An 11339-nucleotide genomic window follows, 5' to 3' on the forward strand; every position below is an offset into this window, starting at 1 on the left:
CCGCCTCGCTGCGGTCCCGCTGAGAATTCTGCCTCGATATCACTGTGCGTCACTTTCCGTTCGAGGCAGGAACCGGACCAGACAGGAGCAATCATCCCCTACTCACACAACCTGGTATACACCCTCCGCCTCGAAGGCCCAGGTGCTGGACGTGCCGCCGGTGAAACTGCGGTGCACCGAGTACCGGATGCTGAAGATCGCCTGCCCCAACTGCTCCTCGGTGTCCGCTGGGACAGCCCCGTCGGGGGTGTTCGGCCCGGTCTGTTACGGCCCAGACGTCAAGGCGGCCACCGTGCTACTGGCGGTGCGTGGCCACATGAGCGTGGTCCGGGCTGCACAGATGATGCACGCCCTGCTCGACGCCCAGGTCTCCACCGGCTTCGCCTCCGGCCTCATCCGCCGCCTCGCCACGGAACTCACCCCGTTCATGACCGCGTTGAAGGCTCGATTGAAGTCCGCGCCGGTGCTGCATCTGGACGAGACCCCGGCCAGCGTGAGCGGCGATGAGATGCGGCAGTTCGAGACCGAGGCCCTGCTGCGCGGAGAACACCTCGCCCCGGACCGAAGGCAGCCGGGACCTGACTGGATGTACGTGCACGTCGCCCGGGCCGGGCCGCTGATCTGGCTCGGCGCACACAAACGCCGCTCACACGAGGCCACCGATTCCTTCAACATCCTCACCGGATACGAAGGCGTCCTGGTCACCGACCGGCTCGCCCTGTACGACAAGTACGCCAAGACCGCGGCCGGCCGGCAGATCTGCTGCGCCCACATCCTGCGGGACCTGACCGGCGTCATCGAAGGCGAACCCGGCGTCGATCATTCCTGGGCCCTGGCCGCCCAGGACACCCTGCGCGACTTCCACCGCAGCGTCGAACAGGCCAAGGCCACCGGGGCCAACCGGCTCGACGCGCCTCGGGAAGCCGAGCTCCACCGGCGATGGCGGCACGCCTACCTGGTCGGCCTCGCCCAGAACGCCGGCCGCCGAACCAGCCAGAACAAACGCCACCCGGCCTGGGTGGCCGCCGAGATGCTCAAGAACCGCACCGACGAGATCCTGCTGTTCACCAGCGACTTCGACGTGGAATGGACGAACAACCCGGCCGAGCGGGCCCTTCGCATGGTGAAACTCCAGATGGCCGTCAGCGGCTGCTGGCGCCGGGTCGAGAGCGCCGACTGGTACTGCACCGTCCGCTCCTACCTCGACACCGCCCGCGCCCACGGCATCGACCTGCTCGACGCCCTCCGCAACGCATTCACCGGCACCCCCTGGATACCGCCAGCAACGACCTGAACCCACACCCCTGAACACTTACGCAGCAGGGGACCCCGAGAATCGGACACAGCCACTCACCCTCAATGTAAATTGGCGGAAATCAAGGCAACGGAGCATTTCTAACAGGGTGCTTTCGGCCAGGACAACGCCGGTTGCAGAAAGCTGCCACGGCCGGGCGGGAGATCGACCGCGTGCTAGCGTCGGAGCATGACCGATATGAAGAATCCGCAGGGTCTCGTCATCGACCGCTACATGCCGGACTGGCATTTCCGGGAACGGCATTGGGTGAAGGTGGGCGCGCCGCGCGAGGAGGTGTTGCGGGCGGCCCGCGAGATGACCTGGCGCGAGGCCCCGGTGGCCCGGATCCTCCTCGCGTTCACCCGGAACAAACTGCGGCCCGACGGCCGGGTGCTCGATGACTTCGCGATGGGGGGCGACACCGTACTGGAGCTGTCCGACAGCGAGTTGGTGTACGGAGGCATCGGTTCACAGGCCGGCCCGGTGAGCCCGGACCGGCCGATGGCCGAGGTGTTCCGCGACTACGCCGAGCCCGGCTGCACCAAGGTGGTCTTCACTCTGCACCTGGCCTGCGGAGTTCTCTCCACGGAGACCCGGATATGGGCCACCGACGAGGAGACCCGGCGCAGGTTCGGACGATACTGGAAGGTGATTCGCATTCCCAGCGGAATGATCAGGATCGCTTTGCTTTCCGCCATCAAGCGTCGGGTCGACGTACGCTCCGGGAATGCCCGGCGTCAGGCCTGAGCGTCCCGTACGACCTCGATGAATCGGCCTGCCGTCGAGTTGCGGTAGAAGTCCTGGGTGGTGACCTTCGGCAGGCCCTGTTCGCGCATCTCGCGAAGCACCCTGATGACCAACAGGGAGTTCCCGCCCAGTTCGAAGAAATTGTCGTTCGGCGTGACGTCCGCATTCAGGGCATGGCCCCACAGTTTCAGGATCTGCGCGGTCAACGCGTCGTACGCGTCGCCGGCGGGGGCATCGCCGGCGCGCTGCCCGGCGGGTGCGGCGGCCGGGGCCGGGAGGGCCGCCGTGTCGACCTTGCCGTTGATGGTGAGGGGGATCGCGGGCACCTCGGTCAGCGTCGAGGGGACCATGTAGGCGGGCAGCATCCCCCGCGCGTGCGCCAGGACGTCCGCCGTGGCGGCGGGTCCGCGCAGGGCCACGTACGCGTCGATGCGGGCGGTCGCCGCGTCGCCGGGGGTGTCGTGGCCCAGCACCGTGGCCGCGCCGACCACGTCGGGGTGGCTGAGCAGCACGTTGCGGATCTCGTCCAGTTCGATGCGGTGGCCGCGGACCTTGACCTGGCTGTCGAGCCGGCCGAGGTGGTCGAGGCTGCCGTCGGGGCGCAGTCGGCCCCGGTCGCCGCTGCGGTAGACGCGCCCGCCGCCGTACGGGTCGGTGAGGAAACGCTCGGCGGTCAGCTCCGGCAGGCCCAGGTAGCGGTCGGCGACTCCGGCGCCGCCCACGCAGATCTCGCCCGGCGCGCCGATCGGCAGCAGTCGGCCGCGCGGGTCGCGGACCGAGAGGGTCCAGCCGGGCAGCGCGGGACCCACTTCGCGGCCGGCGGCGAGCACGTCCGCCGGGGTCACGGTGTGGGCGGTGACGTGCACGGTGGTCTCGGTGATGCCGAACATGTTCACCAGCCGGCAGTCGGTGTGGGAGTGCCGGGCGAACCAGGGGGCGAGCATCCGTAGGTCGAGCGGTTCGCCGCCGAAGACCACCAGGCGCACGGCGAGTTCGGCGGGCGTGCGCCGGTCGGTCTCGATGACCTGCGCGAAGGCCGAGGGGGTCTGGTTGAGCACGGTGACGCGCTCGCGGACGAGCAGGGTGTGGAACAGCTCGGTGTCGCGGGTCGTCCAGTAGTCGACGACGACCAGTCGCCCGCCGGTGAGCAGGCAGCCCCACATCTCCCAGACGGAGAAGTCGAAGGCGCTGGAGTGGAAGAGGGTCCACACGTCGTCGGCGTCGAGCCCGAAGTCCTCGCGGGTCGCCTCGATCAGGGCGGCGACGTTGCGGTGCGGGACCACGACGCCCTTGGGGCGCCCGGTGGAGCCCGAGGTGTAGATGACGTACGCGGGCGCGGAGCCGTCCTCGGGCCGGGGGGCGGCCGGGGGTTCCCCGGTGCCCAGGGAGCGCAGCGCGTCGGGGGTGATCACGCGGACGCCCTCGACGTCGGGGAAGGCGTCGCCGCTGCCGACGACCACGGCGGCGCCCGCGTTCTGAACGGTATAGCGCAGTCGTTCCACGGGATTGCGCAGGTCCATGGGCACGTAGGCACAGCCTGCCTTGAGGACGCCGAGGAGGGTCACCACCAGGTCGGCGTCGCGTTCGAGGGCGACACCGACCATGGCGCCGGGGGCGACTCCCAGGGCGCGCAGCCCGGCGGCGGTGTGTTCGGCGCGGGCGTCGAGCTCGGCGTAGCTGAGGCTGGTGTCCCCGGCGGTCAGGGCGATGGCCTCGGGGCGTTGGCGCACGACGTCGGCGAAGAGTCCGTCCAGGGTGCGTCCGGCGGCCTCGGCGCTGCCGACGGCGGGGGTGACGCCGAGTCTCAGTACCCTCTCGGTCTCCTCGGGGGCGAGCAGCTCGATCGTCTCCAGCGGCCGGTCCGGGGCCTGCGCCAACTGGTCCGCGACGTGGGCGACATGGGCGGCGAACCGCTCGGCGACCGCGGGCGCGAGGTCACCGCGGTCGTGGCGCAGGGTCCCGGTGACGGTGCCGTCCGGGTGGCGCACGAAGTGCAGCAACCCGGGCAGGGCGGGGGCCAGGTACGGCAGGCGCCACTGCCCTGGTCGGCCGTCCTCCACCAGGACGCCGATGCCGGCGAGGGTCGACGGGCCCCCGCCGTCGGTCTCCCAGCGGGCCCGCAGCGTCGCCGCGTCCTGCGATTCGTCGAGGGGCTCCCCCGCGCCGTACCGGGCCAGTACCAGCGCGGTCGCGGCGGCGAGCAGGGCGGGGTCGCCGGGCAGGTGCTGCGGCAGCGGGACGGGCACCTCGGCGGTGCGCCCCGCCGCGGCCGGGTCGCCCAGGCCCCATTCGAGGGTGGGCCGGTCACCGGCCGGGAGTCCCGCGGCGGCGTCGGCACGCCCGAAGACCAGGGAGGTCCCGTCGAGGGTGAGGCCGTGCCGCGCCACCAGCACCAGGTCGGCGGTGCCGTCGCGGTGGCGCAGCAGTACGGCGCGCAGCGGCAGTCCGGTGGCGTGCAGCGGGCGCTCGGCCTCCTGCCGGGCCCGGCTCGCGGCGGCGGGGTGCGCGGCGTCGAACGGCAGGGGCTCCTCCCACAGGCGAAGGGCCGCCAGTTCGGGCCAGGCCTGCGCGGCTCCGGCGCGCAGGCGGCGCTCCAGCTCCGCGGCATCGACCGGGCCCGGCAGCCGGACCACCAGGCTGTGGCAGGACGCGGCCTGACTTCTCGACATGGTCGGACTCCTGTCGTACGAGAGGGAGCGGGGGGTCAGCGGGCGCTGAAGCCGCCGTCGACGGTGAGAGTGGTCCCGGTGACCTGCCGGGTGTCGTCCCCGGCGAGCCAGAGGGCCGCGCCGGCGATGTCCTGCGGTTCGATGAGGGCGTTCATCGGCTGGGACTGGACGAAGATCTCCTCGTGTTCGTCCACGTCGACGTCGAGCGAGCGGGCGATCTCGGCGAGCATCCGGCCCTCGTGGAGCGGGTCGTCGCGCACCGATCCGGGGCACAGGGCGTTGACCCGGACCCGGAAGGGCGCGTAGTCGAGGGCGGCCGCCTTGGTCAGGCCGATCAGGCCGTGCTTCGCGGCGACGTAGCCCGCGAAGTGTCGGTAGCCGACGAGGCCCGCGGTGGAGGCGACGTTGATGACGCTGCCCGAGCGCTGTTCGACCATGGCGGGGACGAGGGCCTTCATCATGCGCCAGGCGCCGGTGAGGTCGATGCCGACCATGAGTTCCCACTCGTCCTCGGCGATCTCGTGGACGGCCTTGCCCGACGGTGCGGCGATGCCCGCGTTGTTCAGCAGGACGTCCACGGTGCCGAAGCGCTCCCACGTCTGTTCGGCGACGGCGGCGACGGCACGCGCGTCGCGGACGTCGGCGACGGCGGTGTGCACGGCGACGCCGTGCGCCCGGCAGAGCCGCGCGGTGTGTTCCAGCTGCCGCTCGGAGCCCAGCGGGTACGGCACTCCGGCCACGTCCCTGCCGACGTCCACCAGCACGAGGTCCGCGCCCTCCGCGGCGAAGCGAACGGCGCAGGAACGGCCGAGTCCGCGGGCCGCGCCGGTCACCACGGCCGTCTTGCGCCCGAGCCGGGCAGCGCCCGCGGTCATGACCGCAGGTCCGCGGCGACCGCGTCGAGCAGCGGCAACGGCGACTCGGTGAGGTACATGTGGCCGCCTCGCGGTTCCACGAGCCGGAAGGCGGCGGTGGTGGCCCGCCGCCACTCCTCGGCCTGTTCACGGGTCACCAGGTGGTCGTCCGTGGCGCGCAGCGAGGTGACGGGGGTGCGCAGCGGCTCGTCGGAGACCGGCTTGTAGTTCTCGTGCATCTCGACGTCCGCCCGCAGGATCGGCAGCAGCAGCTCCCGCATGTCGGGGTCGGCCAGCGCGTCGTGTTCGTATCCGGCGAACTCCCGCACCCGGGCGAGGAAGCCGTCGTCGTCCAGGCCCGTCGCCCGCCGGGTGCGGCCGGTCCAGGGGCCCGGGGAGCCGCTGACGAACAGGTGGGTGAGGTTCACGGCCGCGTCCTGCTCCAGGCGGCGGGCGACCTCGTAGGCGAGCACCGCGCCCAGGCTGTGGCCGAAGAGCGCGACGGGCCCGTCCCCGGCCAGGGCGGCGACGCGCGGGGCGAGGGCGTCGGCCGCGTCGACGGCGTCGTGGAAGGGCTCGTCGAGGAAGAGTTCCTCGCGGCCGGGCAGTTGGAGCGGCACTATGCGCGGTGCGTCGGCGGGGAGGTCTTTCCAGGCGCGGTAGAAACCGGCGCCGCCTCCCGCGAACGGGAGGCACACCAAGGAGTGGGTCATGAGCGGCATCGCTTTCTGGGAAGCTGCGTGAGAGCCACGCTTTCATCGGTTCCGGACAGGGGCAACGGGCGCTGCAGATTGCTGCCAACGCCCGTTGCCCGACCGCCCGGCGGGGGACGTCAGGCGGCGTCCATGGCGTCGGCCAGCGACTTCGGGCGCATGTCGGTCCAGTTCTCGTTGATGTGGTCGAGGCAGGCCTGGCGGCCGTCCTCGCCGTGCGCCACGGTCCAACCGGCGGGGACCTCGGCGAAGGCGGGCCAGAGCGAGTGCTGGTTCTCCTCGTTCACGAGGACCAGGTAGCGGGCGTCGTCGTTCTCGAACGGGTTCGTGGCCATGGCCGGTTCTTCCTTCGGTGTGAGTGCGTGGGAGGGTCAGGCGGCGCGCGCGTTCAGCTGCTCGACGAAGTCGGACAGCCGGTCGACGCCCCAGAACTTGTCGAATCCGCTGATGAAGAAGGGAACGCCGAAGACCCCGTCGCGGTGCAGGGAGTTCAGCGCGTCGAGCCCCGATGCGCGGATCGTCGGATCCTCGTGGGCCCGGGCGAGGACCTCCGGGTCCAGGCCGACGGTGCGTCCGAGCCGGCGCATGGTGTCCGGGTCGGAGATGTCCTCGCCGAGTTCCCAGCGGGCCCGGTAGGTCTCGGCGATGAACTCGGGTCCGGCGCCGAGCCGGTCGGCCGCGAGGTAGGCCAGGTGCGAGACCTCCCAGCGCGGGGCGGGATCCACGGGCCACACCATGTCCAGGCCCCGGGCCCGGGCGAGGCGGCGGACGTCCTGGAGGATGTAGAGGTGCTTCTCCTTGGACATCGGGACGTACGGCAGCGTGATGTTGCTGCGCTCCAGTTCGTCCAGGGCCGGTTCGTCCGGCTCCCAGAACGGCAGCCAATCGATCCGGCCTGCCACCTCGGGGTGCCGGTCCACCAGGTCCCGGTACGCCATCCAGGAGTAGGGGCTGCGGAAGGAGAAGTACCAGCGTGGTCCGCGGCGTGCCATCACCGGCCTCCAATGGTTTCGTAGGGGTGCTCGGGGCGGTTCGGGTCGTGCGGGGGTTCAGATGGTGATGCCGCCGTCGATCTGCAGGACGGCGCCGGTGACGTAGGCGGCCCGGTCCGAGACGAGGTAGGCGACCATGTCGGCGACCTCGTGCGCGGTGCCCATGCGCCCCAGCGGAATGGAGGCGAGCGCCTCCTTCCGGGCCTTGTCGTTCATCTCGGCGACCATGTCGGTCTCGATGAACCCCGGTGCGACCGCGTTGACGCGGATGCCGGCGCGGCCGGTCTCCTTGGCCAGGGCGCGGGAGAATCCGATGATCCCCGCCTTGGAGGCGGAGTAGTTGGTCTGGGTGCGGTGGCCGTAGACCCCGGCGACCGAGGAGATGTTGACGATGGCACCGCGGCGGCGCTTCATCATGCCGAAGACCACGGCGCGGCAGACGTGGTAGACGCCGTCGAGGTTGGTGTCGATGACCTGGCGCCACTGTTCGTCGTCCATGAGGACGAGCGGGTTGTCGCGGGTGATGCCGGCCGCGGTGACGGCCGCGTCGATCGGGCCGAGCCGATCCTCGGTGGCCTCGATCCAGCCCCGTACGGCGGCGCCGTCGGCGACGTCGGCACGGGTGCCGACCACGTGTACGCCGAACTCCTGGCCGCTCTTCTCCAGGTCGCGTGCCGCGTCGTCGTCCGAGCGGTAGCAGAACGCGACGTCGAATCCGTCGCGGGCCAGCGCGCGGACCGTGGCGCGGCCGATGCCGCGCGAGCCGCCGCTGACGAGAGCCACCCTGCTCGTGCTGTCCGACATGCTTTCTCCTCAGACGCTTGCCGGGCGCAGGGCCTCGGCGGGGCGGAAGGCCATGACGATGCGGCCCACGGTCATCACCGTCTCGCCGGCCGAGCGGGTCTCGCCCTCGAACAGCAGGGTGTCGTCGACCTTGCGGTCGAGGCGCACCCGGTGTTCCAGGACCTCTCCGGGCAGCACCGGTCGGTGGAACTCGACGCCGGTCATGGCGCCGAACAGCATCACCTGGCCGGTGAGGACGTCCGGGTTGGGGTCGTCCCAGGTGGCGAGGACTCCGGCGGACTGGCACCAGGACTCCACGAGGAGGGTCGGCGGGTACGCGAAGTCCTCGTCCGGGGTGTCCGCGCCGAACCGCTCGTACCAGGGCTCGTTGCAGGTGATCGCCTTGAGGGCGGTCAGCCGCTCGCCGGGGGCGACGTCGACGACCCGGTCGACCAGGAGCATCGGGAAGCGGTGCGGCAGCCGGGCCCTGATGTCACGCTGGCCGATCATGCCGCGACCCGTCCGGCCGCGGGCAGGCCGTAGCGCAGCCGGACGCCGGCGGCGGGGCCGCGCCCGGTGGTGAGCTTCGCCCGGCACTGCCAGTCGCCGGTCGGGGTCCGTTTCCACTCCATGGCGATGTCCACCCGGTCGCCGGGGAAGACCGGCCCGGTGAACCGGGTGGACTCCACGGCGGTCAACTCGGCGCCCTTGGCGCCGGGCGGCAGCGTGGCCTGGGCACCTTGGCGGGCGCACTCCACCAGGCAGACTCCGGGGAAGATCGCGAAGCCCGGGTAGTGGCCGGGCAGCACGGTCTCGGTGCCGGCCACCGTGAAGTGGGCGACTGCGGCGTTCGACTCGCCCTCGGCGGGCAGCACCTCGACCGTGCCGCGAAGTGGGCTCGCGGCGGCATCAGGCGGCCTGCGCGGCGTCGAGCCGGCCCAGCAGGACGTCGTAGGCGCTCTGCAGGGTGGCGATCTGCTTGAGGTCGGACTCCGGCAGCTTGACGGCGTACTTCTTCTCCAGCACGACGACGATCTCCAGCGCCATCAGCGAGTCGACTTCCAGGTCGTCGACGAAGCGCGCGTGGTCGGTCACCTCGGCGAGGTCGACGTCGAGCACCTGCGCCACGATCGCGCGCAGTTCTTCCTTCTCCAGCACTGTTCGGTTCCTTTCGGGAGGGGCGGGGCTCAGCGCAGGCCGAGCAGGGCGCAGCCGACGGTGCCGGTGCGGTCCACGGAGGTGATCACGCCGATCCGGCCGGCCGCGGCGGCGGGCCGGTCCTCGGCGTACGACAGCAGGGCGGCGGTCTGGAAGGCGGCCGCGGCGGCGCCGGTGTCACCGATGAGTGCGCTCGGCGTCAGGTCGACGGGGGCGGGCTCCCCGAACACCTCCCGCACCGCGTCGGCTTCGCCGCGGCCCTCGCGGCCGGGCGCTCCGGACCGGGCGACGACGGCCACCCGGCCGGGTTCGACGCCGGCCCGGCGCAGTGCCGAGCGCAGGCAGGAGACGAGGGCGGGGCGGGTGTCGCCGTCGAGGACGACGCCGAGTTCCACCGCGAGGAGTTCGGCGAGCACGGGCTGGTCGGGGTCGTCGGGCGTGTGTGGTTCGACGAGCAGCATGGCGCAGCCCTCGCCGAGCACCGGTGCGGCCTCGGTGCCCGGGTCGGTGCTGTGGTGCTCCAGCCAGGCGCGGGCCTGCGAGAACTCCTCGGCGGCGCCGCACAGTACGGTGCGGGCGCGGCCCGCCCCGAGGAGCCTGCGGGAGTAGTTGAGGGCGTGCAGGCCGGCGGTGCGGCCGCCCGCGATGGTGGCGTTGGGGCCCTTGAGCTGGTACCAGATGGCACTCTGGCCGGCAGCGCAGTTCATGACGGTGTTGGGAAACCGCGCCGGGTCGACGAAGAAGGGCTGCTCACCGGTGAGGGAGTCGCGGGTGAAGTCCATCATGGACTGGGCGCTGCCCGTGGTGGTGCCGAGGGCGAACGCGGCGCCCTCGCCGGTGCCGACGGTGCGGTTGCGGTCGGCGTCGTCCAGCAGGGATCCGACGGCGGTGACGGCGAGGCCGGTGACCCGGTCCATCGAGCGGGTGCCCTTCTTGCCGAGCACGTCCCGGATGCCGAAGGCGGGCACGACGCAACCGACGCCGTCGGGTGTGCTGCCGTGTTCGGGGCCGAGTTCGGTGACGGTACCGCGTCGTTCCCGCAGTCCCTCGGCGAACGCGGCTCTGCCGATGCCGTACGGGGACACGGCCGACCAGGCGGTGATCACCGGGCGTCCGGTGCTCGTGGTGGCAGTGGTCATGACCGTCACCTGTTTCCTTTCCGTTGCGGGTGCGTCGTGCGGACGCGGCGTATCGGGCGCCGGGTCCGGGGTCAGAGGAAGAAGACCATCCGGTAGTGGGCCCATCGCTCGGCCGTCTCGCCCCGGCGGGTGAGCGCGATTCCCTCGATGAGCGGGCGGGTCGAGCCGAGGGCCTCGATGTCGGGCTCCTCCACCCGGATCCGCACGCCGGCGTCGAGCAGGGTGCGCAGCCCCTTGCGGGGATCGCTGAGGGTGTCCACCGTGCGAGCGCCGATGCGCAGGCTCGGCACCGGGCCGGCGTCCAGTGCGTAGGTCACGGCCGAGCCGCGCAGCAGGACGTCGAGGCCGCCGAGTTGCCGGTGGAGCTCGGTGGCCAGGTAGAGCTCGTCGAAGAACTGCTTCTCCAGCGCGCCCCGGTAGCCGCGTTCCACGATGGCCAGCACCCGGCCGTCCATCAGATCACCCCCAGGAGCAGGGTCTTGTCGGCTGCCGCGACGTTGGCCGCGTATCCCGCGGGCGGGCGGAGCACCACTTGGGGAAGGTGGTCCACCGCCCCCCGGTCGTCGCTGCAGAAGCGGCAGCCGTACCAGTACAGCCGGCCCTCGTACGCGGTGAGGAGTTCCTCGGCGAGGGTGGCCGTGGAGGGGTGCTCCCGGTTCCAGTCGGCGAGGTTGCGCGGCTTGTCGCGGCCGAGTGCGCGCTGCGTGAGCAGGGTCGCGTACCCGCAGGTCCACACCTGTACGGTGGCGCCGCGTTCCAGAAGGGCCTGGGTCAGTCGCAGTGCGCTGGTGACCTGGTCCGACGCGTGGGGGGCACCCATGAGGGTGATGAGCACGTCCGTGTGCGGAATCTGCCTTGCCACTTAGGTCCTGTACGGGATTCAGATCATGTTCGTCCGGTGATGCTGCGTAGCCAGAGCATCGTGCCGCAGAGGTGGAGTCCGGCCAGGTAGCTCTCCGGGGTCTTGTCGTAGCGGGTGGCGATCCCGCG

General features: G+C 71.6%; 14 protein-coding genes and 1 pseudogene. 2 read left to right on the forward strand and 13 right to left on the reverse strand.

Annotated elements, in window-relative coordinates; all coding sequences use genetic code 11:
* The first annotated feature begins 142 nt into the window (after positions 1 to 142).
* Positions 143 to 1294: an IS66 family transposase gene (tnpC, locus tag OTB19_RS39595; protein ID WP_267803637.1), complete on the forward strand. Its 1152-nt coding sequence runs from the start codon at positions 143 to 145 to the stop codon at positions 1292 to 1294.
* A gap of 189 nt (positions 1295 to 1483) precedes the next feature.
* Positions 1484 to 2041 (forward strand): hypothetical protein, encoded by a 558-nt coding sequence (locus OTB19_RS39600; RefSeq protein WP_267803638.1) that lies wholly within the window; start codon positions 1484 to 1486, stop codon positions 2039 to 2041.
* Here the strand turns inward: OTB19_RS39600 and OTB19_RS39605 are convergent.
* The 13 genes and pseudogenes from OTB19_RS39605 to OTB19_RS39665 form a co-directional block, all read right to left on the reverse strand.
* Positions 2032 to 4710: a non-ribosomal peptide synthetase gene (locus tag OTB19_RS39605; protein ID WP_267803639.1), complete on the reverse strand. Its 2679-nt coding sequence runs from the start codon at positions 4708 to 4710 to the stop codon at positions 2032 to 2034. The genes OTB19_RS39600 and OTB19_RS39605 overlap by 10 nt on opposite strands.
* Positions 4711 to 4745: 35 nt before the next feature.
* Positions 4746 to 5585, reverse strand: coding sequence for an SDR family oxidoreductase (locus tag OTB19_RS39610; RefSeq protein WP_267803640.1), 840 nt, complete (start codon positions 5583 to 5585; stop codon positions 4746 to 4748).
* On the reverse strand, positions 5582 to 6286 hold the full coding sequence (locus OTB19_RS39615; RefSeq protein ID WP_420717001.1) for a thioesterase II family protein: 705 nt from the start codon (positions 6284 to 6286) through the stop codon (positions 5582 to 5584). Before OTB19_RS39615 ends, OTB19_RS39610 begins: the two co-directional genes overlap by 4 nt.
* Positions 6287 to 6396: 110 nt before the next feature.
* Positions 6397 to 6612 carry an MbtH family protein gene (locus OTB19_RS39620; RefSeq protein ID WP_267803642.1) on the reverse strand — a complete coding sequence of 72 codons (216 nt, stop codon included), beginning with the start codon at positions 6610 to 6612 and terminating at the stop codon, positions 6397 to 6399.
* A gap of 36 nt (positions 6613 to 6648) precedes the next feature.
* Positions 6649 to 7269 carry a 2-hydroxychromene-2-carboxylate isomerase gene (locus tag OTB19_RS39625; protein ID WP_267803643.1) on the reverse strand — a complete coding sequence of 207 codons (621 nt, stop codon included), beginning with the start codon at positions 7267 to 7269 and terminating at the stop codon, positions 6649 to 6651.
* Positions 7270 to 7326: 57 nt separating this feature from the next.
* Entirely contained in the window at positions 7327 to 8073 is a 747-nt protein-coding gene (fabG, locus tag OTB19_RS39630) for a 3-oxoacyl-[acyl-carrier-protein] reductase (RefSeq protein ID WP_267803644.1), read from the reverse strand.
* A gap of 9 nt (positions 8074 to 8082) precedes the next feature.
* Positions 8083 to 8562: a 3-hydroxyacyl-ACP dehydratase FabZ family protein gene (locus OTB19_RS39635; protein ID WP_267803645.1), complete on the reverse strand. Its 480-nt coding sequence runs from the start codon at positions 8560 to 8562 to the stop codon at positions 8083 to 8085.
* Positions 8559 to 8927, reverse strand: coding sequence for a 3-hydroxyacyl-ACP dehydratase FabZ family protein (locus OTB19_RS39640; RefSeq protein ID WP_267803646.1), 369 nt, complete (start codon positions 8925 to 8927; stop codon positions 8559 to 8561). Before OTB19_RS39640 ends, OTB19_RS39635 begins: the two co-directional genes overlap by 4 nt.
* A 34-nt stretch (positions 8928 to 8961) precedes the next feature.
* Positions 8962 to 9210 carry an acyl carrier protein gene (locus OTB19_RS39645; RefSeq protein WP_267803647.1) on the reverse strand — a complete coding sequence of 83 codons (249 nt, stop codon included), beginning with the start codon at positions 9208 to 9210 and terminating at the stop codon, positions 8962 to 8964.
* Positions 9211 to 9239: 29 nt separating this feature from the next.
* Entirely contained in the window at positions 9240 to 10349 is a 1110-nt protein-coding gene (locus OTB19_RS39650; protein ID WP_267803648.1) for a beta-ketoacyl synthase N-terminal-like domain-containing protein, read from the reverse strand.
* 71 nt (positions 10350 to 10420) lie between these two features.
* Entirely contained in the window at positions 10421 to 10804 is a 384-nt protein-coding gene (locus tag OTB19_RS39655) for a hypothetical protein (protein WP_267803649.1), read from the reverse strand.
* On the reverse strand, positions 10804 to 11211 hold the full coding sequence (locus OTB19_RS39660) for a hypothetical protein (protein WP_267803650.1): 408 nt from the start codon (positions 11209 to 11211) through the stop codon (positions 10804 to 10806). Before OTB19_RS39660 ends, OTB19_RS39655 begins: the two co-directional genes overlap by 1 nt.
* 23 nt (positions 11212 to 11234) lie before the next feature.
* Positions 11235 to 11339, reverse strand: a pseudogene (locus OTB19_RS39665) (IS5/IS1182 family transposase); the annotation flags it as partial.

This window comes from Streptomyces sp. H27-H5 (assembly GCF_026627505.1).
Taxonomy (GTDB): Bacteria; Actinomycetota; Actinomycetes; order Streptomycetales; family Streptomycetaceae; genus Streptomyces.